23 protein-coding genes and 1 tRNA gene are annotated in these 23,425 nt (G+C 71.6%); 13 read left to right on the forward strand and 11 right to left on the reverse strand.

What is annotated here, in order from left to right:
• Positions 1-175: 175 nt before the first annotated feature.
• Positions 176-1,483, reverse strand: coding sequence for a DUF4032 domain-containing protein (locus ACIPYW_RS08030; RefSeq protein WP_400412443.1), 1,308 nt, complete (start codon positions 1,481-1,483; stop codon positions 176-178).
• Positions 1,484-1,581: 98 nt separating this feature from the next.
• The gene (locus ACIPYW_RS08035; protein ID WP_290133721.1) at positions 1,582-2,682 is read right to left on the reverse strand and encodes an ABC transporter ATP-binding protein; all 1,101 of its coding nucleotides are present in this window, start codon (positions 2,680-2,682) and stop codon (positions 1,582-1,584) included.
• A 245-nt stretch (positions 2,683-2,927) separates the two neighbouring features.
• On the opposite strand from ACIPYW_RS08035, the gene ACIPYW_RS08040 reads away from it, so the two are divergent.
• A complete protein-coding gene (locus tag ACIPYW_RS08040; RefSeq protein WP_290133722.1) occupies positions 2,928-3,890 on the forward strand; it encodes a thioredoxin domain-containing protein in 963 nt (320 codons plus the stop codon).
• Positions 3,891-3,900: 10 nt separating this feature from the next.
• On the opposite strand, the gene ACIPYW_RS08045 is transcribed toward ACIPYW_RS08040, so the two are convergent.
• Entirely contained in the window at positions 3,901-4,794 is an 894-nt protein-coding gene (locus ACIPYW_RS08045; protein ID WP_400412445.1) for a neutral zinc metallopeptidase, read from the reverse strand.
• A 132-nt stretch (positions 4,795-4,926) separates the two neighbouring features.
• Here ACIPYW_RS08045 and ACIPYW_RS08050 point away from each other — a divergent pair, with 132 nt between their 5' ends.
• Positions 4,927-6,069 (forward strand): glycerol dehydrogenase, encoded by a 1,143-nt coding sequence (locus ACIPYW_RS08050; protein ID WP_400412447.1) that lies wholly within the window; start codon positions 4,927-4,929, stop codon positions 6,067-6,069.
• 24 nt (positions 6,070-6,093) lie between these two features.
• Here ACIPYW_RS08050 and ACIPYW_RS08055 read toward each other — a convergent pair whose 3' ends face one another.
• Positions 6,094-6,918 (reverse strand): NAD(P)H-hydrate epimerase, encoded by an 825-nt coding sequence (locus ACIPYW_RS08055; RefSeq protein ID WP_400412449.1) that lies wholly within the window; start codon positions 6,916-6,918, stop codon positions 6,094-6,096.
• A gap of 34 nt (positions 6,919-6,952) precedes the next feature.
• Between ACIPYW_RS08055 and ACIPYW_RS08060 the strand changes: the two genes are divergently transcribed.
• A complete protein-coding gene (locus ACIPYW_RS08060; RefSeq protein ID WP_400412451.1) occupies positions 6,953-7,744 on the forward strand; it encodes an alpha/beta fold hydrolase in 792 nt (263 codons plus the stop codon).
• Between the two features lie 162 nt (positions 7,745-7,906).
• Positions 7,907-8,938 carry an aldo/keto reductase gene (locus tag ACIPYW_RS08065; RefSeq protein ID WP_400412452.1) on the forward strand — a complete coding sequence of 344 codons (1,032 nt, stop codon included), beginning with the start codon at positions 7,907-7,909 and terminating at the stop codon, positions 8,936-8,938.
• A gap of 202 nt (positions 8,939-9,140) precedes the next feature.
• Here the strand turns inward: ACIPYW_RS08065 and ACIPYW_RS08070 are convergent.
• Positions 9,141-9,213 (reverse strand) — tRNA-Thr (locus ACIPYW_RS08070).
• Between the two features lie 33 nt (positions 9,214-9,246).
• Entirely contained in the window at positions 9,247-9,648 is a 402-nt protein-coding gene (gene msrB / locus ACIPYW_RS08075; protein WP_290133728.1) for a peptide-methionine (R)-S-oxide reductase MsrB, read from the reverse strand.
• Positions 9,649-9,704: 56 nt separating this feature from the next.
• Between msrB and ACIPYW_RS08080 the strand changes: the two genes are divergently transcribed.
• From ACIPYW_RS08080 to ACIPYW_RS08110, 7 genes are all read left to right on the forward strand, one after another.
• The gene (locus ACIPYW_RS08080; protein WP_400412454.1) at positions 9,705-10,172 is read left to right on the forward strand and encodes a GNAT family N-acetyltransferase; all 468 of its coding nucleotides are present in this window, start codon (positions 9,705-9,707) and stop codon (positions 10,170-10,172) included.
• Positions 10,169-11,170, forward strand: a complete 1,002-nt coding sequence (locus ACIPYW_RS08085) for a DUF2332 family protein (RefSeq protein ID WP_400412456.1) — start codon at positions 10,169-10,171, stop codon at positions 11,168-11,170. The genes ACIPYW_RS08080 and ACIPYW_RS08085 overlap by 4 nt, the downstream gene beginning before the upstream one ends.
• Before the next feature lie 110 nt (positions 11,171-11,280).
• Positions 11,281-11,580, forward strand: coding sequence for a DUF3263 domain-containing protein (locus ACIPYW_RS08090; protein WP_400412458.1), 300 nt, complete (start codon positions 11,281-11,283; stop codon positions 11,578-11,580).
• Positions 11,577-12,179 carry a LytR C-terminal domain-containing protein gene (locus ACIPYW_RS08095; RefSeq protein ID WP_290133732.1) on the forward strand — a complete coding sequence of 201 codons (603 nt, stop codon included), beginning with the start codon at positions 11,577-11,579 and terminating at the stop codon, positions 12,177-12,179. The genes ACIPYW_RS08090 and ACIPYW_RS08095 overlap by 4 nt, the downstream gene beginning before the upstream one ends.
• A gap of 190 nt (positions 12,180-12,369) precedes the next feature.
• Positions 12,370-12,573 (forward strand): cold-shock protein, encoded by a 204-nt coding sequence (locus tag ACIPYW_RS08100; RefSeq protein ID WP_058726184.1) that lies wholly within the window; start codon positions 12,370-12,372, stop codon positions 12,571-12,573.
• Positions 12,574-12,825: 252 nt separating this feature from the next.
• Entirely contained in the window at positions 12,826-14,445 is a 1,620-nt protein-coding gene (gene groL / locus ACIPYW_RS08105) for a chaperonin GroEL (RefSeq protein WP_290133733.1), read from the forward strand.
• Between the two features lie 291 nt (positions 14,446-14,736).
• Entirely contained in the window at positions 14,737-15,627 is an 891-nt protein-coding gene (locus tag ACIPYW_RS08110) for a hypothetical protein (protein ID WP_400412461.1), read from the forward strand.
• A gap of 122 nt (positions 15,628-15,749) precedes the next feature.
• Here the strand turns inward: ACIPYW_RS08110 and ACIPYW_RS08115 are convergent, their stop codons facing one another.
• From ACIPYW_RS08115 to ACIPYW_RS08135, 5 genes are all read right to left on the reverse strand, one after another.
• On the reverse strand, positions 15,750-17,450 hold the full coding sequence (locus tag ACIPYW_RS08115) for a sensor histidine kinase (protein WP_400412462.1): 1,701 nt from the start codon (positions 17,448-17,450) through the stop codon (positions 15,750-15,752).
• 63 nt (positions 17,451-17,513) lie between these two features.
• Positions 17,514-18,209: a response regulator transcription factor gene (locus tag ACIPYW_RS08120; RefSeq protein ID WP_022903465.1), complete on the reverse strand. Its 696-nt coding sequence runs from the start codon at positions 18,207-18,209 to the stop codon at positions 17,514-17,516.
• 133 nt (positions 18,210-18,342) lie between these two features.
• Positions 18,343-20,037: a DNA repair helicase XPB gene (locus ACIPYW_RS08125; protein ID WP_400412465.1), complete on the reverse strand. Its 1,695-nt coding sequence runs from the start codon at positions 20,035-20,037 to the stop codon at positions 18,343-18,345.
• 47 nt (positions 20,038-20,084) lie between these two features.
• Positions 20,085-21,845, reverse strand: a complete 1,761-nt coding sequence (locus ACIPYW_RS08130) for a helicase-associated domain-containing protein (RefSeq protein ID WP_400412466.1) — start codon at positions 21,843-21,845, stop codon at positions 20,085-20,087.
• A gap of 31 nt (positions 21,846-21,876) precedes the next feature.
• Positions 21,877-22,176 (reverse strand): hypothetical protein, encoded by a 300-nt coding sequence (locus ACIPYW_RS08135; protein WP_400412468.1) that lies wholly within the window; start codon positions 22,174-22,176, stop codon positions 21,877-21,879.
• Between the two features lie 55 nt (positions 22,177-22,231).
• Between ACIPYW_RS08135 and ACIPYW_RS08140 the strand changes: the two genes are divergently transcribed.
• Together ACIPYW_RS08140 and ACIPYW_RS08145 are read left to right on the forward strand one after the other, a co-directional pair.
• A complete protein-coding gene (locus ACIPYW_RS08140; RefSeq protein WP_290133739.1) occupies positions 22,232-22,609 on the forward strand; it encodes a cold-shock protein in 378 nt (125 codons plus the stop codon).
• Positions 22,609-23,271 (forward strand): DUF3027 domain-containing protein, encoded by a 663-nt coding sequence (locus tag ACIPYW_RS08145; protein ID WP_400412469.1) that lies wholly within the window; start codon positions 22,609-22,611, stop codon positions 23,269-23,271. The genes ACIPYW_RS08140 and ACIPYW_RS08145 overlap by 1 nt, the downstream gene beginning before the upstream one ends.
• The last annotated feature ends 154 nt before the right edge of the window (positions 23,272-23,425 follow it).

The raw sequence follows: 23,425 nt of genomic DNA on the forward strand, positions 1-23,425 counted from the left end.
CCGAGGACAGGTCGCCTCCCCGAGCGGGAGGCGACGATCCCTGCTCCTGGCGCGGGAAGAGGCCGGTCGAAGGGTCAGGACACGTCGGCTGGTGGTCGTACGCGACACCGTCGGCGACGGTCTGTGACCAGTCGGCGCCCACCCGGCGGGGTGTCGTGACCGAGCGGAGAACGCGTCAGACGCCCGCGCGCCAGTCCTCGACGTCCTCGTCGACTTCAGCGTCCTCGTCCCCGACCACCGGGATCGGCAGCGTCATCGAGGACGTCGGCGGGTTGATGAGGAGCCGCTCGTCCCGCCGGTGCCGGAGCACGTCGTTGATGTACGCGGTCGTGGCCTCGGGCAGCGAGACCGCACGCTCCTCGGCCTGCGACATGAACCAGCGGTGCTCGAGCAGCTCGTGGAACACCTCGGCCGGCTCGAGACGTCCGCGGAGGTCGCGCGGGATCGACCGGACGACGGGCTCGAAGACCCGCGACACCCACTCGTGCGCGACCATCTCCTCGTCGAGGGCCTCCCGGCCGTTCCGCGCGCGGTAGGCGTCGAGGTCGTTGAGGAGCCGTCGGGCCTGGTTCTCACCCGCGTCGAGTCCGGTCAGGCGCAGCAGTCGGCGCTGGTGGTGTCCGGCGTCCACGACCTTCGGCTGGATCCGCACCTGCGAGCCGCCCTCGGTCGTGTGGATCGAGAGCTCCTCGATGTCGAAGCCGAGCGCGTTCAGCCGCTCGACCCGGTCGTTGATGCGCCACCGCTCCTTGATGTCGAACTGCTCGGTGCCCGTGAGCTCCTTCCAGAGGATGCGGTACTGGGCGACGATCCGGTTCGACACGTCGACGGGGTCGGCGTTCTCGTCGAGGCGCCCACCGGCCTCGAGGTCGAGCAGCTCACCGGCGATGTTCACCCGGGCGACCTCGAGGTCGTTCTCGCGCTGCCCGTTCGAGAGCCCGCCGGGGTAGAGCTTCCCGGTCTCGGCGTCGACGAGGTAGGCGGCGAAGGCCCCCGCGTCGCGACGGAAGAGGGTGTTCGAGAGCGACACGTCGCCCCAGTAGAAGCCGATGACGTGCAGTCGGACGAGCAGCAGGGCGAGGGCGTCGACGAGGCGGGTCGCGGTCTCCGGGCGGAGGGTCTGCGAGTAGAGCGCGCGGTACGGGAGCGAGAAGCGCAGGTGCCGGGTGACGAGGACGGGGTGCAACGGCTCACCGTCGGCGTCGACGCGGTTCGTGATGACCGCGACCGGGTCCACGCACGGCACGTCCATGCGCTGCAGGGTGCGGAGCATCTCGTACTCGGCGCGCGCCACCTCTTCTCCGGTCTCCTTCACCGCGGCGACGTACCCGCTCAGGTGCACGAAGCGCACGAGGTGCCGCGAGATGCCCTTCGGCAGCGCGACGATGACGTCGTCCGGCCAGTCCTCGAGCGGCTGGTCCCACGGCAGGTCGAGCAGGCCGGGGTCGACGGTGGCTGCGGTGATGGACAGGGAGTCGGGCACGGTTGGCTCCTGGTGGTGCGGTGGCCGGTGTCGGCGGTCGGACGGACGGGAGGCGCGGTGCCAGCTGGCACCGCGCCTCCTGTTCGGCTGTTCCAGCGTTACGCGCTGACGACGGCCTTGTCGTCGAGACGGTCGCCCGACTCGGTGTCGAAGGCGTGCACGTGACCCTGCTTCGGCGAGATCACGATCGTGTCCCCGATCGACGGGTGCGAACGGCCGTCGACGCGGGCGACGATGTCGGTGCGCTGGCCGTTCACGTCGGCGTGACCGTAGAGGTAGCCGTCGGCGCCGAGCTCCTCGACGACGTCCACCGTGACGGGCAGGCCCTCGCCCGAGGTCGACACGATGACGTCCTCGGGGCGGATGCCGACCGTGATGTTGCCGGAGCGGGCGTTCGACAGGGTGTCGCGGTCGATGGCGTGGTTCAGCGTGCCGAACTTGATGCCACCCTCGACGACGTCGGCCGGGAGGAGGTTCATGGCCGGCGAGCCGATGAAGCCGGCGACGAACACGTTGTTCGGCTTCTCGTACAGGTCACGCGGGGAGCCGACCTGCTGGAGGATGCCGTCCTTGAGCACCGCGATGCGGTCGCCCATGGTGAGGGCCTCGGTCTGGTCGTGCGTGACGTAGACCGTGGTGACACCGAGGCGGCGCTGGAGCGAGGCGATCTGGGTGCGGGTCTGGACGCGGAGCTTGGCGTCGAGGTTCGACAGCGGCTCGTCCATGAGGAACACCTGCGGCTGACGGACGATCGCGCGGCCCATCGCGACGCGCTGACGCTGACCACCCGAGAGGGCCTTCGGCTTGCGGCCGAGGTACTGCTCGAGGTCGAGGAGCTTCGCGGCCTCCTGCACGCGCTGGGCACGCTCTTCCTTGCCGACGCCGGCGATCTTGAGCGCGAAGCCCATGTTCTCGGCGACGGTCATGTGCGGGTACAGCGCGTAGTTCTGGAACACCATCGCGATGTCGCGGTCCTTCGGCGGGACGTCGGTGACGTCGCGCTCGCCGATGCGGATCGCACCGGAGTTGACCTCTTCGAGACCCGCGAGCATGCGGAGCGAGGTCGACTTGCCACAGCCCGAGGGGCCGACGAGGACGAGGAACTCGCCGTCGGCGACGTCCAGGTCGAGGGAGTCGACCGCGGGGCGGGTGCCTCCGGGGTAGAGACGGGTTGCCTTGTCGTAGGTGACGGACGCCATGAGCGTTCGATCCTTCCTTCACCGGCAGGTACGTGCCGGACGATCCGTAGTGAAGCGGTTGCCCGTGGGGGCCCCGGATGGTCGCCGTCGACCATCGATGCTCATACAACACGACTTCCCCGAGGAGCGCCAGTGCCTCTCGGCTGGTTGGGTGGTTCCCAGAGCGGCCCACTACACTCGCCGGGTCCGTCCGCCGAGTGGGGGCACGGTGCGCGCGGACACCCGATCAGGAGGACGACACACCGATGACCAACCGCCCCGAGGGTGACGCCCGTGCCGAGCGGGCAGCTGCCGGTCGCGCCGAGCGGAACGAGCGTCGAGAAGCCGCCCGGCAGCGCGCGCAGAAGCACCGGACCCAGCAGAAGCGTCGCCAGCGCGGTGCCCGGCTCGGCATCCAGATCGGCATCGGCGTCGTGCTCCTCGCCGCGGCGACGGTCGTGACCCTCGTGCTCGTCCAGTCCGCACAGCCCGCCGGCCCCGGCCCGTCGAACATGTCGCAGGGCGGCATCACGATCGGCGAGGGCCTCGAAGCGCAGACGGCCGGTTCGACCCCGTCGGCCTCGGCCTCGGACGGCGCGGGCACCGTGCACATCACGACCTACATCGACTACCTCTGCCCGACGTGCGGCCAGTTCGAGAAGGCCAACGGCGACTACATCGAGGGCCTCGTCGAGTCCGGAGCGGCGACGGTCGACATCCACCCCGTCGCGATCCTCGCGAACCGCTCACAGGGCACGAAGTACTCGCTCCGTGCCGCGAACGCCGCCGCGTGCGTCGCGGACCGCTCGCCCGACCAGTTCTTCGCCTTCAACAAGGCCCTGTTCGCCGAGCAGCCGCAGGAGGGCACCGCGGGACTCAGCGACGCCGACCTCGTCAGCGTCGTCCGGAGCGTCGACGGGATGCGCGGCCAGCGCGCGATCGCGGACTGCATCGAGGACCAGACCTACGCGCGGTGGGTGACCGAGCGCACGAACGACGTCACCGACGGCAAGATCCCGGGCAGTGACCTCACGTCGTTCCCGGGGACGCCGCTCGTCCTCGTCAACGGGCAGCAGTACGAGCTCACCGCACCGATCACGAACGACGACTTCCGCACGTTCGTGCTGAGTGCGGCCGGCTCGACCGACTCGACGCCGACGCCCACCCCGACGACGACTCCCTCGGCCACGCCCACCCGGACCCCGTCGGCCACGCCGTCCGCCGGCTGACACCGGTCCGCTACAGGGCGCTGCCCGGCACGCTGAACGTGTCGCAGGACGTCGCGCCCTGCTGGTAGCCGCGGAGGAACCAGCGCTGCCGCTGTTCGCTCGACCCGTGGGTGAACGAGTCCGGGTCGACCGAACCCGTGGAGCGTCGCTGGATGCTGTCGTCGCCGACCGCGCTCGCGGCAGACAGCGCGTCGTCGATCTGCGCGCGGGTGATCGGCTCGAAGAACGTCCGCCCGTCGGCGTCCTTCGTCGTCGCGGCGTCGCCGACCCACGCGCCGGCGTAGCAGTCAGCCTGCAGCTCGACGCGGACACTGCCCGACGAGGCACCCATGCCCGAGCGGTCGGTGTCGGCGAACGTGCCCTGCAGCTGCTGGACGTGGTGGCCCCACTCGTGCGCGACGACGTACATCTGCGCGAGCGGACCCCCGGACGAGCCGTACCGCGACTGCAGCTCGTCGTAGAAGGACGTGTCGACGTAGAGCGCCCGGTCCGGCGGACAGTAGAACGGCCCCGTCGCCGACGACGCCGTCCCGCAGCCCGTGTCCGTCGAGTCCTGGAAGAGGTAGAACGTCGGCGTCGTGTACGAGATGCCGAGCCGCGGTGCCTCGGCGGACCAGTAGGCGTCGAGCGACTCGGCAGCACCCTCCATCCGGCAGTCGACCGAGGCGTTCGCGTCGCGTCCGGTCCGGCACTCCGGTGCCGCGTCGACGGTGTCCCCGCCTTGCTGGATCGTGGTGAGGCCGTCGCCGCCGCCGAGGACGCCGGTCAGGTCGAACCCCGTGAACTGCGCGATGAGGAACACCACGATCGCGCCGACGCCCACGGCACCGCCGCCGACCGCCGCCGTGCGCCCGCGGCGCTTCACCTTCCCGCCGGAGAGCTGCGAGTCGTCGTTGAACGTCATGCCCCGAATGTACGGACCGGGCGTGCTCCACGTCACAGCGCGCGGAGGCAGGCCGCGTAACGTCGGCAGCGCCCCGCAGTCGACACGTGTCGCACAGATCGCGGGCGTCGCACCGAGGAAGGACGCAGCACCATGGCCACTCCCGTCAGCACCGTCATGAGCCCCGCGCGCTACGTGCAGGGCAAGGACGCCATCACCCGGATCGGCGAGTTCGTGGAGCCGATCGGCAAGCGCCCGCTCATCGTCGCCGACGACGTCGTGTGGGGGATCGTCGAGGACGCCGTGCGCACCGCGTTCGACGCCGCGGGGCTGCCCGTCGAGCGGGTCGGGTTCGGCCGCTTCGCCACGCCGTCGGCGGTCGACGCCCTCGTCGAGGCCATCCGCGAGCACGACATCGACGTCGTCGTCGGTGTGGGCGGCGGGAGTGCGATCGACGCCGCCAAGGCCGCCGGTCACCTCACCGAGATCCGCTGGGCCAGCGTCCCGACCGCGGCGAGCACCGACGCCCCCACCTCGGCCCTCGCCGTCATCTACTCGGAGGAGGGCGAGTTCATCGAGTACCGCTTCTTCCCGCACAACCCAGACCTCGTGCTCATCGACACGAACCTCGTCGCGCACGCGCCGGTGCAGTTCCTCGTCGCCGGCATCGGCGACGCGCTCGCGACCTGGGTCGAGGCCCGCGCGGCGAAACGTGCGAACGCGGACACGATGGCGGGCGGGCTCCAGACCGAGACCGGCGTCGCCCTCGCCGAGCTCTCCTGGCAGCTCCTGCACGACAACGCCCTGCAGGCCATCGAGGCCGTCCGTGCCCAGGTCGTCACACCCGCGCTCGAGAAGGTCGTCGAGGCGAACACGCTCCTCTCCGGCCTCGGCTTCGAGTCGGGCGGACTCGCCGCGGCGCACGCGATCCACAACGGCCTGACCGCGGCCCCCCAGACCCACGGACTCGCGCACGGGCAGAAGGTCAACGTCGGCACCGTGGCGCAGCTCGTCCTCGAGGGTGCCCCCGCGCAGGAGATCGAGGACTTCGTCGTGTTCACCACGAAGGTCGGGCTGCCGAACACCCTCACCGAGATCGGCCTCACGGTCGACGACACCGACGAGCTCCGCGCGGTCGCCGAGGCCGCGACCGAGGCCGGCGAGACCATCCACAACATGCCGTTCCCGGTCACGGCGGAGATGGTCGTCGACGCGCTCGTCGCGATCGAGGGCATCGCGCGCAGCATCCGCGCCGACCACGGCCTGCCCGAGCCGGAGCTCTACCGGCACCACTGAGATCGGCGGTACCGAGCCCGGGGATCAGGTGCGGACCAGCGGCTCCACGGCTGCGAGGTCCGCGCCGATCCCGACGTCCACGAGTTCGATGCGCCCGGCGAGCGTCGCAGCCGGCCCGACCAGGAGCCCCGCCTTCACCCCGCCGAACGTCACCGTGACATCGGCGTGCAGCACGTGGTCGTCTGCGACCCCGCCCGTGTCGACGTCGATCCCGCTCGGCACGTCGACGGCGACGACGAACGGAGCCCGCTGGTCGCGGGCGAGCTCCCGCAGCGCGTCGACGACCTCGCGGGCGGGGGAGCGCAGGGGGCCGCTCGCCCCGATGCCGAGGACGCCGTCGAGCACGAGGTCCGCGTCCGACGCCGCCTCCGCGGCGACGGCCGCCAGGCGGTCGCCCTCGTCGGGTACCGCGGCACGCAGGATGTCGGCCGCACCCGCGTCGGTCCCGCCCGTCGCTGGTGCGGCCGGACCGTCCGGGGCCCCCGCCGCCGGTTCCGGAGCGACGCGCCAGCGGCGGTCCGGCCGTGCCGGTGGGGCGAGGCGCGCCCCGGCCTCCAGCGCCGCTGCCAGGCCCGCCTCGTGGACACGTGAGCCGACGCGCAGCACCGACACGTGCCTCCCGGCCGTCGCCAGCCGCGCACCCGCGAACAGGGCGTCACCGCCGTTGTCGCCGCTGCCCACCAGCAGCAGGACGGACCCCGGCCCGTCACCCGGCCGGACGGCCGGGTCGTCGAGGAGGTCCGACACGATCCGCGCGAGCCCCTCCGCCGCACGGTGCATCAGCGGTTCACCCGCGTCGAGGTGCGGCCGCTCCGCCGCCCGGATCTGATCCGCTCCGTACCCGTCCATGGCGACCACAGTGCCCCGCTAGCCTGGGGTCGCCATGTCACTCGTCCCCGAAGCGCCCCGTCCCCGCGCCGTGATGTCCCCGGACGGCCTCCCGATCGCGACCTACGACTTCGGCGACCCGGACGCACCCGTCGTCGTCGCGGTGCACGGCTTCGCCTCCGGCGCACTGCTCAACTGGCACGCCTCCGGGTGGACGCGCGACCTGCTCCGCGCCGGGTACCGCGTCGTCGCGCTCGACCAGCGCGGGCACGGCGCCTCCGCGAAGCCGCACGACCCGTCCGCGTACTCGATGGAGCTCCTCGTCGCGGACGTCGTCAGCGTGATCGACACCTACCTGCTCGACGACGTCGCGTACCTCGGCTACTCGCTCGGCGCGCGTGTCGGCTGGCACACCGCCGAGCAGCTGCCTGACCGGGTGTCGCGGGCCGTCCTCGGCGGGATCCCGGACGCCGACCCGATGCGACGCGTCGCCGTGGACCAGGCGAAGGCGTACCTCGCGGACGGCACGCCCATCGAGGACCGGGTGACGAACGGGTACCTCACGATGGCCGGGAACGTCGAGGGCAACGACCTCCGGGCGCTCGTCGCGATGGTCGAGGGGATGCGGGACAGCATCGAGCCGACGCCGGAGAACGCGCCGGCACAGCCGCTCCTCATGGCGGCGGGGAGCGAGGACGGCATCAAGGACAGCGCGGTGCGGCTCGCCGCGGCGGCACCGGACGCCGGGTTCTTCGAGATCCCGGGGCGGAACCACTTCAACGCGCCCACTTCCCGCGCGTTCCGCCAGGCGGCGATCGCGTTCCTCCGGGGCGGGACCACGCAGTGACACGGTTCGGCGCCCCGACGTCGCGCGACTCCCGCCAGGCGACGATCGCGTTCCTGACGGACACCGCCCTGTCCGCCTGACGGACACCGCCCTGTCCGTGGGGCGCTGACAGGTACTCGCAGGTCCTCGCTGCCGGAGGGGCCCCGGCGTACCGTCCCGGCCATGGACTACAGACTCCTCGGCCACAGCGGGACATCGGTGTCGACGCTGACCCTCGGCACCATGACGTTCGGCAGCGAAGCCGACGAACCCACCTCCCACCAGATGCTCGACACGTTCGTCGCGGCCGGCGGCACGCTCGTCGACACCGCCGACGTGTACTCCGGCAACGAGTCCGAGCGGATCATCGGCCGCTGGCTCAAGTCCCACCCCACCGAGGCGCAGCAGGTCGTCCTCGCCACCAAGGGCCGCTTCCCCCAGGGCGACGGGCCGAACGACGTCGGGCTCTCCCGTCGCCACCTCTCCCGCGCGCTCGACGCCTCGCTCGAGCGGCTCGGCGTCGAGACGATCGACCTGTACCAGATGCACGCCTGGGACGCCCTCACCCCGATCGAGGAGACCCTGCGCTTCCTCGACGACGCCGTCTCCGCCGGCAAGATCGTCTCCTACGGGTTCTCGAACTACCTCGGGTACCAGATCACCAAGGCGGTCTACGAGGCGAAGGGCCACGGCTGGGCGCCGCCGGTCACGCTGCAGCCGCAGTACAACCTCCTCGTCCGCGACATCGAGCACGAGGTCGTCCCGGCCTGCCTCGACGCCGGCATCGGTCTGCTGCCCTGGTCGCCCCTCGCCGGCGGTTGGCTCTCCGGGAAGTACCAGCGCGACGAAGCCCCCACCGGCGCCACCCGTCTCGGCGAGAACCCGCAGCGCGGCATGGAGGCGTGGGAGGCCCGCAACGGCGACGAGCGGACCTGGGCGGTGCTCGACGCGGTGTCCGCCGTCGCCGACGCGCACGGGGCATCGAAGTCCCAGGTCGCGCTCGCCTGGCTCCTCGCGCAGCCCGCCGTGACGAGCGTCATCCTCGGTGCTCGCACGGTGTCGCAGCTCGAGGACAACCTCGGCGCCGCCGACCTCGTGCTCGACGAGGCCGAGCTGCGGTCACTCACGGAGGCGAGCGCTCCCCGCATCGACGACTACCCGTACGGAACCGCAGGTGTGGCGCAGCGGAACCGCAACATCACGGGAGGCCGCTGACCGCGCGCTGCGACGTCCATGCGGAAAGCCGCGCAATCGGCCCGGACGTGTGGACTTCGGTTCCGATGCGGTGTCATCCTCTTCCCACGACCGGCTGGTTACCGCGTCGAGCGATGAGGAACACCCCCTGATCCGTGTTCCACGTACGCCGGAGGCCCGGGCGATCAAGTCGCCCGGGCCTCCGTCTTCCCCTGGGGATCCGGGCCGGCAGCGGGACTCGAACCCGCAACCCCCGTATTACAAGTACGGTGCGCTACCAATTGCGCCATGCCGGCTGACGCGCCCACTCTACCGGGACGCGTCCGCGCTCACTCGGACGCCGAGAAGTTCAGCGAGATCGAGTTCATGCAGTAGCGGTCACCCGTCGGGGTGCCGAAGCCGTCCGGGAACACGTGCCCCAGGTGGCCGCCGCAGTTCGCGCAACGGACCTCGGTGCGCTGCATGCCGAGGGAGTTGTCCTCGATGAGCTGCACGGCGTCCGGACGGACCGACTCGTAGAACGACGGCCAGCCACATCCGGAGTCGAACTTCGTGCCGCTCTTGAACAGCTCCGCGCCGCACGCCGCACACGTGTAGACGCCGGCACGCTCCTCGTCCAGGAGCTCACCCGTCCACGGGCGCTCGGTACCGGCCTGGCGCAGGACGGCGTACTGGTCCGGGGAGAGCTCCTCGCGCCACTGGGCGTCGGACTTGTCGACGTTGTATGCCATTGCTTCCTCCTGCTCTCGGCCGCTGCTGGACGGCCACCTTCAGTAAACTCGCGCCGATGTCCGAACATTCCGTGCACCGCGCCCGCTGGGACCGTCTGACGACGGACGAACTGTACGGCATCGTGGTGCTCCGGAACCGCGTCTTCGCCCTCGAGCAGCGGGTCACCGCCGAGGACTTCGACGGCCGCGACCGCCATGCGGACACCGAGCACTGGTGGTTCGGAACGGACGCCGGAGCCGTCGGGTACCTGCGCCTCGTCCGACCCGCTCCGGACGAGGCCCACCCGGCCGGCGCCACCCCGCCGGAGTGGGTGATCGGCCGGGTCGCCACCGACCCCCGACACCGCGGGCGGGGCATCGCGGGGCGGCTGGTCGCGGCGGTCCTCGCGGAGCACGGGCACGAGCCGTTCGTCCTGCACGCGCAGGAGTACGTCGCCGGGCTCTACGAACGGCACGGCTTCGTCCGCTTCGGGGAGCCGTACGTGGAGGCCGGCATCGCCCACGTCGGGATGCACCGCCCGTGACGACGCGGGACCGCTACCGCGCCTACGCCGACCGCATCGAAGGGGTCTCCCCGTCCTACGCCGCGTGGGCACGGTCGCTCGACGACGAGCTCGTCGCGCTCCTCGACTCGGTCCCGGAGCAGCGCCGGCAGCCCGAGCTGGTCTTCGCGGTCGCCCGGCGGCTGGGTGCGGACCCGCGGGACCCCGACGCGCTCCGCGCACTCGGCCGGGAGGCACGGCTCGCCCTGGCAGCGCGCCTCCCGTCCGCCACGGTGCAGGCCAACGACCCGCGCCGGGCCGCGCCGGTCGTCCCGCTGTTCGCGGCGCTCGCCGCGCGGTCGTCGCAGCCGCTCGGCCTGGTCGACGCCGGAGCCGCGGCGGGGCTCTGCTCGATCCCGGACCGCGTCACGCTCGACCTCACCCTGGTCGAGCACGGGTCGCAGCGTGTCCGGATGCACACCGCGACCCCCGACGGTCCCGTGCTCCACCTCGTCGCCGAGGCCCGCGGTGCCGTACCCGCTCCGGCAGCGCGCCCGACCGCCGTCGCCGCCCGCGTGGCCCTCGACCCGAACCCGATCGACCTGGCCGAGCCGGGCGCGTTCGACCGTCTCGTCGAGGCCGTTCCGCCCGAGGCGACGGACCGGACCGCCCTGATGCGTGCGGCGGCGTCCGCGGCAATCGCCGTGCCTCCCGTCCGACTGCGGGGGACCCTGCCCGGTGACCTCGACCGCGCACTCGACCACCTGCCGGACGGCTGCGAGCCGGTGGTCCTGACGACGGGGACGCTCGTGTACGTGCCGGGTGCGGACCGGCAGCGGGTCGTCGACCGTCTCGCGGAGCGCGGCGCGCACTGGATCGCCCTCGAGCGGACCGGCATCCTCGACGGTGTCGCGGCGACCCTGCCCGCCGACGTCGACCGGGACGACCCGGACGCGTTCGCGACCGTCTCGCTCGACGGGGTCGCGGTCGCGGTGTGCGACCCGTTCGGGACCCGGATGCGGTGGCTCCGGGACCTGTGACCGGCTTCGCGACAGTCCAGCGGCGTGCCAGGGTCCGGCGACGCGGCACCCCTACGATGTGCGAGACCCGTACCACCCGCCTCGCGCCACCACCTCGTGATCGGACCGTCGTGACCACCACCCCCGCAGACGCGCTCAGTGAGCTCGACCTGCACGTGCTCGCCTTCGAGCACGACCGGGCGCGGCACGACCGCACGAAGGAGGCGGAGATCCGCGTCGAATTCGACATGTCGCCGGCTCGGTACTACCAGGTGCTCGATCGCGTGATCGACTCCCCGGCGGCGCTCGCGTACGACCCGCAGCTCGTCACCCGACTGCAACGACTCCGGCACGCCCGCGTCACGGCGCGAGCGGGGCGCACCTTCGCGCTCCCCGGAGCCGCACCAGAACCCCGTGAAGAGGACCGATGACCGAGAGATTCCCCCGAGACCGGTTCGACGACGCCACCGACGGCCCGCGCGTCGGTGCGCACCGCGGCCCCCAGCGTCGGGGCCGCGGCTGGATCGTGTTCGCGTGGGCAGCCCTCGCCACCGGTGTCCTCGTCGGCCTCGGCGTCCTCGGGCTCGGGCTGGCGACCACCGGACTCTCGGACGGCAACGACTCCGGCGGTGGCGCCTCGTCCCCGACCCCCTCGGCCTCGGCGTCCGCGACCGCGAAGCCGTCTCCGTCCTCGACGCCGTCCGCGTCGTCGGGCTCCGGAGCGGGTGCGTCCGCCGCGACCCCGGCGCAGCAGGGCACCACGAGCGTCGTCGTGCTGAACGGCACCACGACGACCGGGCTCGCAGGCCGTGCCAGCACGGCGCTGACCGGGGCTGGGTGGAAGATCACCTCGACGGGCGACGCCGGCACGACCGGGACCACGCAGACGATCGTGTACTACCGCTCGGCCGAGTCGGCTGCGGTCGCGCAGGGGATCGCGAAGTCGCTCGGCACCACCGCCGTGCAGCAGTCGACGGCCTTCCCGAACGCCGACGTCAGCGTCGTCCTGGGGTCCGACTACACCGGTTGAGGCGCATTCCCGAGCGCCTTCCGTGCGTTTTCGTGACGAACGTGTTTCCGGCGCGTTGCGATTGCACGGAATGGACGTGAAACGACGTCACACCTCTTGTCGGATCGACCTCCGTGCGCAAGAGTCACTGCCAGGTGTCGCACCGACGGCGCCGTCGATCGCAGCAGCACCACCGCAGGGAGCAACAATCATGGCCAACGGAACGGTCAAGTGGTTCAACGCCGAGAAGGGCTTCGGCTTCATCACCGTCGATGGGGGTGGCCAGGACGTGTTCGTGCACTACTCGGCCATCGACATGTCGGGCTACAAGGTCCTCGAGGAGGGGCAGGCGGTCACGTTCGACGTCGGCACCGGCGCGAAGGGTCCGCAGGCCGAGGCGGTCCGCCCCGCCTGATTCACCGAACCACACCGGAACGCGCCGTCCCCTCGGGGGCGGCGCGTTCGTCGTGTCCGCGGGGGCGCCCGCAGTGGGTCGCTGGTGCTCGTGCCGGTGCGCTCGCAGCGGACCCGACCTGGGAAGTCGGCCCGTGCCTCCCAGCTGTGTTGCACTCGCACCCGGCGAGTGCCAGAATCGGCGTTGGCACTCGCTCACGTTGAGTGCCAGCACGACCCCCATGACGACGTCCGGGAGGGACGAGAAACTCACATGGCTAAGATCATTGCTTTCGACGAGGAGGCCCGTCGTGGCCTCGAGCGCGGCCTGAACACCCTGGCCGACGCCGTGAAGGTGACGCTCGGCCCGCGCGGCCGCAACGTCGTCCTCGAGAAGAAGTGGGGCGCCCCCACGATCACGAACGACGGTGTCTCCATCGCCAAGGAGATCGAGCTCGACGACCCGTACGAGAAGATCGGCGCCGAGCTCGTCAAGGAGGTCGCGAAGAAGACCGACGACGTCGCCGGTGACGGTACGACCACCGCGACCGTGCTCGCCCAGGCGCTCGTCCGCGAGGGCCTCCGAAACGTCGCCGCCGGTGCCGACCCCGTGTCGCTCAAGCGCGGCATCGAGAAGGCAGTCGCCGCCGTCTCCGACCAGCTCCTCGCCAACGCGAAGGACATCGAGACCAAGGACCAGATCGCCGCGACCGCGTCGATCTCGGCCGCCGACACCACCATCGGCGAGCTCATCGCCGAGGCGATCGACAAGGTCGGCAAGGAAGGCGTCGTCACCGTCGAGGAGTCGAACACCTTCGGCACCGAGCTCGAGCTCACCGAGGGCATGCGCTTCGACAAGGGCTACCTGTCGCAGTACTTCGTCACGGACCCGGAGCGCCAGGAAGCCGTCTTCGAGGACCCGTACATCCTCATCGTCAACTCGAAGATCTCCAACATCAAGGACCTGCTCCCGGTCGTCGACAAGGTGATCCAGGCGGGCAAGCAGCTCCTCATCATCGCCGAGGACGTCGACGGGGAAGCCCTTGCGACCCTCGTCGTGAACAAGATCCGTGGCATCTTCAAGTCCGTCGCCGTCAAGGCCCCGGGCTTCGGTGACCGCCGCAAGGCCATGCTGCAGGACATCGCGATCCTCACCGGTGGCCAGGTCATCTCGGAAGAGGTCGGCCTCAAGCTCGAGAACGCGACGCTCGACCTGCTGGGCAAGGCCCGCAAGGTGATCATCACCAAGGACGAGACCACGATCATCGAGGGCGCCGGCGACGACGAGCAGATCGCGGGCCGCGTCCGTCAGATCCGCTCCGAGATCGAGGCGACCGACTCCGACTACGACCGCGAGAAGCTCCAGGAGCGCCTCGCGAAGCTCGCCGGTGGCGTGGCCGTCATCAAGGCGGGTGCCGCGACCGAGGTCGAGCTCAAGGAGCGCAAGCACCGTATCGAGGACGCCGTCCGCAACGCGAAGGCCGCCGTCGAGGAGGGCATCGTCGCCGGTGGTGGCGTCGCGCTCATCCAGGCGTCCGTCGCGCTCGAGTCGCTCTCCCTCGAGGGTGACGAGGCGACCGGTGCGAACATCGTCCGCGTCGCCATCGACGCGCCGCTCAAGCAGATCGCGCTGAACGCCGGTCTCGAGCCCGGTGTCGTCGCCGCGAAGGTCCGCGAGCTTGAGTCGGGTCACGGCCTCAACGCCGCGACCGGTGAGTACGTCGACCTCGTGGCCGCGGGCATCATCGACCCGGCCAAGGTCACGCGTTCGGCGCTGCAGAACGCTGCGTCGATCGCCGGTCTGTTCCTCACGACCGAGGCCGTCGTCGCCGACAAGCCCGAGAAGGCCCCGGCCATGCCGGCCGGCGACCCCACGGGTGGCATGGACTTCTAGTCCAGGTGATCGGAAGGGCCCCGCACGCAGCGCGTGCGGGGCCCTTCCGCGCGCGGGGGCGGCGCTCGGCGTGCGGGGTGCGGGGGTGGCGCGTGCGGGTAGGTGCGGCCGGTTGGTCGCGAAACGTGTCTGCTTCGTCGCCGGTAGGCGACAGTTCGCGAGACCACGGCGTTCCGCGCACGGCACGTTGCGCGACCACCGAGTTCCGCACGGGAGGCGCGGCTCGCCCAGTTCTCCACAGGTCGCATCCCGAGGGAGCCCGCGGACTCACCCCGGGGTGATACTCCCGGCATGACCCACCCCCGTTCGCTTCCGCCTGAGCTCGACCGAGCGGGCTTCCTCGTCCGTGACGCCACCGCGGCCGGGGTCGGCGCGAACCGACTTCGTCGTGGAGACCTGCTCCGCCCGACCCACGGCGTGCGCACGACCGACCCGTCGCTCCCGCTGGTCCGTGCTGTCGGTCTGGTGCTGCGCCCGGACCAGCACGTGAGCCACACGTCCGCACTCGCGGTGTGGGGTGCACCGCTCCCTCGCCGGGCGGTCGGCGAGCCGGTGCACGTGTCGACCTTCGGTACCGGTCCACTGATGCGGCGACGAGGTGTCACGGGACACCGGCATCGCGCTCCGGTCGACACGATGGTGCGCGACGGCGTCCGCGTCAGCGCTCCCGCACAGGCCTGGCGAGAGAGCGTCGGTCTCCTCACGGTGCACCAGGCAGTCGCGGTCGCGGACCACTTCGTCCGACCCGGTGGACTGCTGACGGTCGACGACCTCGTCACGGCGATCCGCCCGGGAAGTCACGGCAACGCAGCGGCGCGGGAGGTGCTCGGCCTCGTGCGGGTGGGCGCGGACTCGGCGATGGAGACGTGGCTCCGGCTTGCGGTCGTCGAGGCCGGTTTCCCGGAGCCCCAGCTCCAGGTCGAGGTGTCCGACGCGCGCGATGTCTTCCTCGCGCGGGTCGACATGGCCTGGCCGGAGCACCGGATCGCGCTCGAGTACGACGGCGCGCACCACCGCGAGCGTGCAGCGTTCGAGCACGACCAGCGTCGGGACAACGGTCTCGCGGTGAACGACTGGCTCGTCATCCACGCCACCCGCGCCGACGCGTCGCGCCCGGCTGTGCTCTTCGAACGGCTTCGGCAGGCGTTTGTCGTTCGGCGGGACGCTCGACGGGTCGCGTGAGCGGCGGTTTGGTCGCACGACCTGCCGTCGGCGAGCCGCTCCGGTCGCAGAACCTGTCGGCTCGGCCGGAGTTGAGCGGCACGTTGTGCGACCAACCGGGGTCGCGCGGTGCGCGCGCGGGGTCAGGGGGCGGGGGCGGCCTCGGGGGCCGGGGGCGCCCAGTCGCGGGGGAGCAGGGGGAGCCACACGCGGAAGGTCGCGCCGCCGCCCTCGGTGTCGAACACCTCGACCGACCCGTGGTGTGCCTGCACGATGCCCGACACGATCGCGAGCCCCAGCCCGGAGCCACCGGTGTCGCGCGCCCGCGAGGTGTCCGCACGCCAGAACCGCTGGAAGATCTTGTCGCGGAGCTGCGGCGGGATGCCCTCGCCGTGGTCGATGACGTCGATGTTCGCGAGCCCGCGCTCCTCGTCGACGCCGATGCCGATCTCGATGGGGTCGTCGGACGGCGTGAAGCGCATCGCGTTGCCCATCAGGTTCGTCACGACCTGTCGGATCTTGTTCTCCTCGGCGAGGACGATCGGGGGGCGCTTCGGCAGCACGACGGTGGGCAGCGGGGTGGTCTCGTCGGTCGGCGCGGCGTCGAGGCTCATCGCACGGTTCCGACGGGCACGGAGCCGAGCGATCGTCTGGCGCGAGAACGCGATCGGTCCCGTCGTGTTGGCGGAGGCGGACGTCGGCGACGCGGGGACCTCGCCGGTCTCGGACATCGCCGGGCGGACGGCCTGCGGGATGCTCTCGCCGGTGACGCTGTCCTCGACGAGCACCTGGATCTCGCGGTCGGGGTTCGACGCCATGGTGTCGAGCGCGGAGTCGCGAGCGATCGACACGAGGTCGACCGGGCCGAGCTCGAGCGGCTTGGACTCGTCGATGCGGGCGAGCTGGAGCAGGTCCTGCACGAGGAGCCCCATGCGCTGGGCCTCTTTCTCGATGCGCTCCATGGCCTGGGCGACGTCCTCTTCCTTGCGGAGGGCACCCATGCGGTACAGCTCGGCGTACCCACGGAGCGAGACGAGCGGCGTCCGGAGTTCGTGGGAGGCGTCACCGACGAACCGGCGCATCTGGTCGATCGTGCGCTCCCGGTCCTCGAACGCGGTGTCGATGCGCTCGAGCATGGCGTTGAGGGAGCGGTTGAGGCGCCCGACCTCGGTGTTCGGGGTGTCCGCCTCGAGTCGCTGGTTGAAGTCCCCGGCGGCGAAGCGCGCAGCGGTGTCCTCGACGTCGCGCAGAGGGTCGAACGTGGCCGTCACGAGGAGCCTGGTCAGCATGGCGCCGAGCAGCATCACCGAGATGCCGAAGAACAGGAAGATGACGGTGAAGCGGAGGATCGTCTGGTCGTTGTCGGCGCTCGAGACCGCGACGAGCACGTACCCGGTCTCGGTGGTGCCGTCGGACCGGTTCTGCAGCGCGGCGGGGATGACCTGCGCGCGCCACTCGTGGTCGTGTGCGCTGTCGTAGAGCGAGAACCGCTGCGTGCTCTGCGAGGCCTGCGCGAAGTCGAGCATCCGGATGTCGGGCCGGCTGCTGGTCTTCGTCTGGCAGATCTGGTCGCCGTCGGCGTTGTAGGCGGCGACGTAGGCACGCTGCGACAGCACGACCGACAGTTCGCAGTACTGCTTGCCGTCGCTGATGTTCTGGCCCTCGAGCTGCTCCGTCGTCTGCTTCACGGTGTCGTCGAGCTGGGTGAGCAGGTACGTCGACAGCACGGTCATCGTGCCGAGCCCGGCGACGAGCAGGCCGAGCGCGACCAGGAGCACCGTGATCCCGGTGATCTTGGTGCGCAGGGAGATCCCGTCCCACCAGCGGCTCATTCGCGTGTGCATGCTGCCCCAACGATAGACAGCGACCGCCCGGTGAAACCGGACGGCCGCCGTGAAGACCTGCGCCTAGGAGGCCTTCGCCGCCTTGAGCATGTAGCCGAAGCCGCGCTTTGTCTGGATGACCGGCTCGGCCGAGTACTGGTCGAGCTTGCGGCGGAGGTACGAGATGTACGACTCCACGATGCCCGCGTCGCCGTTGAAGTCGTACTCCCACACGTGGTCGAGGATCTGCGCCTTGGAGAGCACCCGGTTCGGGTTGAGCATGAGGTAGCGGAGCAGCTTGAACTCGGTCGGGGAGAGCTCGATCTGCGCGTCGCCGATGGTGACCTCGTGGGTGTCCTGGTCCATCGTGAGTTCGCCGGCACGGATGATGGCGTCCTCTTCGTCGTTCATCGTGCGACGGAGGATGGCCTTGATGCGGGCGACGATCTCGTCGAGCGAGAACGGCTTGGTCACGTAGTCGTCGCCGCCGACGGTGAGGCCGGTGATCTTGTCCTCGGTGTCGTCCTTGGCGGTGAGGAACAGGATCGGCGACGTGTAGCCCGAGGACCGGAGGCGCTTGGTGACGCCGAAGCCGTTCATGTCGGGGAGCATGACGTCGAGGATGATGAGGTCCGGCTCTTCCTCGAGCACGGCGGAGATGGCCTGCGCGCCGTTGCCCACGGCACGCACGGCGAAACCGGCGAAGCGCAGGGAGGTCGTCAGCAGGTCGCGGATGTTCGGTTCGTCGTCGACGATCAGGATCTTGGGGCCATCGCTCATGCGCCCATCTTCTGACCGTTCCTTGTGGCTTTCCTGTGAGCGGTGCGTGCGTGAGCACGGGACGGCCTGGAGGCGCGGTGCGGGCTGGCACCGCGCCTCCAGGCCGCCCTTCGGGAACCCCGCAAGGAGGCCGCTACGCGGCGGCCGCCACCTGGTCGGCGTCGAGGATGGTGTACGAGTAGCCCTGCTCGGCGAGGAACCGCTGCCGGTTCTGCGCGAAGTCCTGGTCGACGGTGTCACGCGTGACGAGGGTGTAGAACGAGGCCGGCAGGCCGTCCTTGTTCGGACGGAGGAGCCGTCCGAGGCGCTGCGCTTCTTCCTGCCGGGAGCCGAACGAGCCCGAGACCTGGATCGCCACGGTCGCGTCGGGCAGGTCGACCGAGAAGTTCGCGACCTTGGACACCACGAGCACGTCGATCGCGCCCGTGCGGAAGGCCTGGAAGAGTCGCTCACGCTCGTCGACGGGCGTCGCCCCGGTGATCTCGGCGGCGTCCAGCGACGCAGCGAGGTCGTCGAGCTGGTCGATGTACTGCCCGATGACGAGGATCTGCTCGCCCCGGTGCTTCTCGATGAGCTCACGCACGACCGGGGTCTTCGCGGGCGTCGTCGCGGCGAGGCGGTACCGCTCGTCGTCACCGGACGCCGCGTACTCGAGCCGGTCGCCGTGCGGCAGGTCGATGCGGACCTCGTAGCAGGACGCCGGCGAGATGTAGCCCTGCGCCTCGATCTCCTTCCACGGGGCGTCGTAGCGCTTCGGCCCGATGAGCGAGAACACGTCGCCCTCGCGCCCGTCCTCGCGCACGAGCGTCGCGGTCAGGCCGAGGCGTCGACGCGCCTGCAGGTCGGCCGTGAGCTTGAACACCGGCGCCGGCAGGAGGTGGACCTCGTCGTAGACGATGAGCCCCCAGTCGAGCGCGTCGAGGAGCGACAGGTGCGTGTACTCGCCCTTCCGCCGCGCGGTGAGGATCTGGTAGGTCGCGATCGTGACCGGGCGGATCTCCTTCACGGAGCCGGAGTACTCGCCGATCTCGTCCTCGGTCAGGCTGGTCCGCCGCAGCAGCTCGTCACGCCACTGCCGCGCAGAGACGGTGTTCGTGACGAGGATGAGCGTGGTCGCCTTGACGGTCGCCATCGCTCCGGCACCGACGAGCGTCTTGCCGGCACCACAGGGGAGCACGACGACGCCGGAGCCCTGCGCGAAGAAGGTGTCGACGGCCTGCTCCTGGTACGGCCGGAGGTGCCAGTCGGCGGTCGCGAGGTCGATCGCGTGCGGCTGACCCGGCGTGTAGCCCGCGAGGTCCTCCGCCGGCCAGCCGAGCTTCACGAGCTCCTGCTTGACCTGACCGCGGGCCCACGGCTGGAGTTCGATCTCCTGCGGGGAGCGCTGGTCGCCCAGGAGCGGCTTGATGCGCTTCGACCGGGTGACCTCGGCGAGGATCGTCGGGTCGGTGGCGGTGAGGAGCAGCATCGGCTGACGCTCGAGCTCTTCGCCGGGGGCGTTCGCGATCGCGGGTGCGTCCGGCCGGTCCTCGCGCCGGATCACGAGTCGACCGTAGCGGGACACCGTGTCGCGGATGTCGACCGTGACGCTCTGCGGGACGGGGAACTTCGCGAACCGCTCGAGCGTGTCGATCATCGCCTCGGCGTCGTGCCCGGCGGCACGGGCGTTCCACAGACCGAGCCGCGTGATGCGGTAGGTGTGCACGTGCTCCGGGGCACGTTCGAGCTCTGCGAACACCGCCAGTTCGTGGCGCGCGTCCTCGGCGTCGGGGTGTGCCACCTCGAGCAGCACCGTGCGGTCGCTCTGCACGATCAGCGGTCCGTTCATGACGGATCAGCCTAGGCGCTCCGCCTGCGCACGGGCCGGGGTGTGGATCAGGCGTCGCTCTCCACAGCCACGACGAGGGAGAGCGGGAGTGTCCGCTCGACGTCCACCGCCGTGTCCTTGCCGCGGACGCGACCGGCCGCGACCGAGGTCGGGACGATCGAGAACGGTCGCTCCGAGCCGTCCGGCATGCGCACCGTGAGCCGGATCGGCGTGCGTCCGCGCACTGCGAGGTCGATCTGCCGGCCGAGCCACTCCTGCTCCGGCTCGCCCTCCGCCCGCTGGGTCGTCAACCGGAGGCGCTCCACGAGTGCACGGGCCGCCTCCTGCGGGTCGCGTCCCGCTGCGCGGCGGACGGGAGGCGCGGCCTCCACGGTCGCCTGGGCTGCGGTCGTCAGCACGGCCGGGTACCGCGCGTCGCGCAGCGCGGCGTGCACGACCTGCGCCGGGTAGCGGGTGGTCAACGTGGTGAGGTCCGGACGCTCCCACGACACCTGCCGGAGCTCGGCGTCCACACCGATCAGGTCGAGCTGGTCGGCCGTGCCCCGGACGACCGAGCCGACGCCGCCCGGACCGAGGTCGACCACGATGCTGCCGTCGCGCTCGGCGACCTGGTGGACGAGGTAGGCGAGCGGTTGGGGCACGCCGGACACCGAGAGCCGTTCGAACCGCCCGAGCACCGCGTCGCGGTCGAGTCCGGACCGGAAGGCCCGGGCGAGCGACTCCTCCGACACGCGGTACCGCGCTGCGAGGCCCGGGGCCTCGAGCGTCGCGACGGCTCGGAGTTCGGCGTCGTCCGCCGGGGCGAGCGGCCCGGGCGCGATGACGGTGAGGTCGTGCTGGAGGTACACGCCCGGCACGGTGTCGGGGAGGTCCGCGGCGGCACGGTCGGCCGCGTCCGTGGCGCCGGCGAGCAGGGCGGCACCCGTGGTCGTGAGGGCGCCGTCGACCACGAGGCCGAGCGCGCTCCCCGTGCCCGCGACCGTGAGGAGTTCGGCGTCGAGCCACCGTGCACCGGCCGGGTACGCCCAGCGCCCCGTCGCGACGAGGTCGTGCCAGTCGGCGCCCGCGAGGTCGAGCACCTCGCGCACGGCGGGGTCGAGCGCGCCCCGCCAAGCGCCCGTGAGGGTGGTCCACCGCTCGGCCCACGGCGCGAGGAGCCACGCGTCACCATCGTCCGAGACGTTCCACGTGCCGCGCTCGAGCGACGCCAGGCCGGTCCGGCGCAGCAGGCTGAGGCGTTCGGGGACGACCTCGGGGTCGGTGCCCAGCCGTTCGCCGAGCGTCCGGGCGAGCGGGGTGCCGATGCCGCCCTTCACGAGCTCGCGCACCTCGCCGGCGTCGACGGCCCGGAGCAGCTCGGCGAGCACGGTCATGGTGCGGAACGCGTGCTCGGCGCCCCTCGCCCGGGCCGTGTGGTCGTCGACGGGGGCGGCGTGGCGGGCCGGCGCCGGGCCTCCCGGCTGGTCCACCGCGACCGCCAGGTCGGGGTGGGCGGTCAGGCGGGCGGACACCGCGTCGTCGACGCCGCCGTCCGTGTCGGCGAGGCCGAGCGCGACCGCCGGCGCGAGCGCGTCCGTGGCGACGCCGTCGCGGAGGGCGAGGAGCGCCGCCCGCGGCAGGTGTTCGATCGCGGCGTCGACCGCGTCGTCCGTGCGGAGCGCCTCGGCCAGGTCGAAGAAGTCCGCGATGTGCTGCGGCCCGCTCTCTGCGAGTGCGGCCGCGGGCAGCCGGCGGGCCACGACGAGGCGCTCGAGGGCGTCGTCGGGCATCGCCCGGAGCCGGGCGGCGAGGTCGGCGGTGGTCGTCATCGTCCGTCCGCTCGGTGCCGGGTCCGGGTCCTCAGTGAGACGTCCGGTTCTCGCGGGCCCGGCGTGTCCAGACGACGCCGAGGAGCACGAACAGGAGCAGCATGCCGATCGGGAAGCCGTACAGCGGGATCGCGAGCACCACCGGCCACGGCATCGACGCGCGGGCATCTGGCGCGACCAGCCACATGACGATCGTCGCGATGAAGCAGAGCAAGCCGAGGCCGATGATGCCGCCGACCATGAACGCGAGGACGCGTTCGGTACGATTGAACGTCACCGAGGACTCCGCTGCGTAGCGGGGGGTCCCGGTGGATCGGGTCGGCTTGGCCATCGACCCAGGATATCCGACGCACCACGGCCGTTCCACGACCACGAGGAGTCCACGCATGCCCACCGGCAAGGTCAAGTTCTACGACGACCAGAAGGGGTTCGGGTTCATCACCGGCGACGACGGCGACCAGGTGTTCCTGCACGCCTCCTCGCTGCCGGACGGCGTCACCACGGTGAAGGCCGGTTCGCGACTCGAGTACGGCGTGGTCCAGGGCAAGAAGGGGTCGCAGGCGCTCAGCGTGCGGTTCCTCGACCCGCAGCCGTCGCTGTCGAAGATGTCCCGTCGCTCGGCCGACGACATGGCCGTGATCGTCGAGGACCTCGTGAAGGAGCTCGACCGCATCAGCGGCGACCTCCGCCACGGCCGTTACCCGAAGAACGGGGAGCGCCTCGCCGCGATCCTCCGCCACGTCGCCGACCAGTTGGACGCCTGATGCCCACGCACGAGTACGAGCGCCTCGCGCGCACCGCCCTGCTCGAGGTCACGCCGGACTCGACCGTCGGCGCCTTCGTCGACGCCGTGGACGAGGGCGACGACGTCGTCTCGCTCCGCTTCGCCAACCGGATGCCGGGGTACCCCGGCTGGCGGTGGACCGTGTCGGTCGCGAAGATCGGCGACGACGATCCGACCGTGCTCGAGGTCGAGCTCATGCCCGGCGACGGTTCGCTCGTCGCGCCCGAGTGGGTGCCCTGGTCCGAGCGACTCGCGGAGTACCGCGCCGCGCAGGAGGGCGAGGACGGCCACGGGGACGGCGACGACGAGTCCGACGAGGACGACGACGAGTCGGACGAGGACGACGACGCCGACTACGACGACCCGGACGACGACGAGGCCGACGACGACGAATCGGACGATGACGACTTCGACACCGACGAGGACGACCTGAGCGAGTCGGACGACGACGACCTCGACGGCGTGGACGTCGACGAGCTCGACGACGCGGAGGACTCCGACGACGACGAGCCGGAGCCGGTCGCACCGCCGCGCGCACGCCGGCGACGCGCGCAGCGCGTCCGCCCCGTCGATCCGGACGACGACCTCGAGGTCGATCGTCTCGACGCGAGCGAGGTCGACCCGGACCACCACCGGTCCTGACGCGACGCGCGTCGTCCGCGACGCGACCGGCAACGGACGGGAGGCGCGGGGGCCGCGGGGCCCCCCCCCCCCCGGGGGGGGGGGGGGGCGGGGGCGGCCCCCCCCCCCCCCGGGGGGGCGCGCCCCCCGCCGGGGCGGCGGGGCGGTCGTCGGC

This window comes from Curtobacterium sp. NPDC089689 (assembly GCF_044749145.1).
GTDB lineage: Bacteria > Actinomycetota > Actinomycetes > Actinomycetales > Microbacteriaceae > Curtobacterium.

What these genes read in the sequence shown, in the direction of transcription:
- ACIPYW_RS08060 (WP_400412451.1), top strand. Translation starts at nt 6,953, where the DNA reads ATGTCACTCGTCCCCGAAGCGCCCCGTCCCCGCGCCGTGATGTCCCCG.
- ACIPYW_RS08130 (WP_400412466.1), bottom strand. Translation starts at nt 21,845, where the DNA reads ATGACGACCACCGCCGACCTCGCCGCCCGGCTCCGGGCGATGCCCGAC.
- groL (WP_290133733.1), top strand. Translation starts at nt 12,826, where the DNA reads ATGGCTAAGATCATTGCTTTCGACGAGGAGGCCCGTCGTGGCCTCGAG.
- ACIPYW_RS08140 (WP_290133739.1), top strand. Translation starts at nt 22,232, where the DNA reads ATGCCCACCGGCAAGGTCAAGTTCTACGACGACCAGAAGGGGTTCGGG.
- ACIPYW_RS08045 (WP_400412445.1), bottom strand. Translation starts at nt 4,794, where the DNA reads ATGACGTTCAACGACGACTCGCAGCTCTCCGGCGGGAAGGTGAAGCGC.
- ACIPYW_RS08050 (WP_400412447.1), top strand. Translation starts at nt 4,927, where the DNA reads ATGGCCACTCCCGTCAGCACCGTCATGAGCCCCGCGCGCTACGTGCAG.
- ACIPYW_RS08120 (WP_022903465.1), bottom strand. Translation starts at nt 18,209, where the DNA reads ATGAGCGATGGCCCCAAGATCCTGATCGTCGACGACGAACCGAACATC.
- ACIPYW_RS08035 (WP_290133721.1), bottom strand. Translation starts at nt 2,682, where the DNA reads ATGGCGTCCGTCACCTACGACAAGGCAACCCGTCTCTACCCCGGAGGC.
- ACIPYW_RS08095 (WP_290133732.1), top strand. Translation starts at nt 11,577, where the DNA reads ATGACCGAGAGATTCCCCCGAGACCGGTTCGACGACGCCACCGACGGC.
- ACIPYW_RS08145 (WP_400412469.1), top strand. Translation starts at nt 22,609, where the DNA reads ATGCCCACGCACGAGTACGAGCGCCTCGCGCGCACCGCCCTGCTCGAG.
- ACIPYW_RS08125 (WP_400412465.1), bottom strand. Translation starts at nt 20,037, where the DNA reads ATGAACGGACCGCTGATCGTGCAGAGCGACCGCACGGTGCTGCTCGAG.
- ACIPYW_RS08040 (WP_290133722.1), top strand. Translation starts at nt 2,928, where the DNA reads ATGACCAACCGCCCCGAGGGTGACGCCCGTGCCGAGCGGGCAGCTGCC.
- ACIPYW_RS08115 (WP_400412462.1), bottom strand. Translation starts at nt 17,450, where the DNA reads ATGCACACGCGAATGAGCCGCTGGTGGGACGGGATCTCCCTGCGCACC.
- ACIPYW_RS08135 (WP_400412468.1), bottom strand. Translation starts at nt 22,176, where the DNA reads ATGGCCAAGCCGACCCGATCCACCGGGACCCCCCGCTACGCAGCGGAG.
- ACIPYW_RS08080 (WP_400412454.1), top strand. Translation starts at nt 9,705, where the DNA reads ATGTCCGAACATTCCGTGCACCGCGCCCGCTGGGACCGTCTGACGACG.
- ACIPYW_RS08100 (WP_058726184.1), top strand. Translation starts at nt 12,370, where the DNA reads ATGGCCAACGGAACGGTCAAGTGGTTCAACGCCGAGAAGGGCTTCGGC.
- msrB (WP_290133728.1), bottom strand. Translation starts at nt 9,648, where the DNA reads ATGGCATACAACGTCGACAAGTCCGACGCCCAGTGGCGCGAGGAGCTC.
- ACIPYW_RS08110 (WP_400412461.1), top strand. Translation starts at nt 14,737, where the DNA reads ATGACCCACCCCCGTTCGCTTCCGCCTGAGCTCGACCGAGCGGGCTTC.
- ACIPYW_RS08055 (WP_400412449.1), bottom strand. Translation starts at nt 6,918, where the DNA reads ATGGACGGGTACGGAGCGGATCAGATCCGGGCGGCGGAGCGGCCGCAC.
- ACIPYW_RS08065 (WP_400412452.1), top strand. Translation starts at nt 7,907, where the DNA reads ATGGACTACAGACTCCTCGGCCACAGCGGGACATCGGTGTCGACGCTG.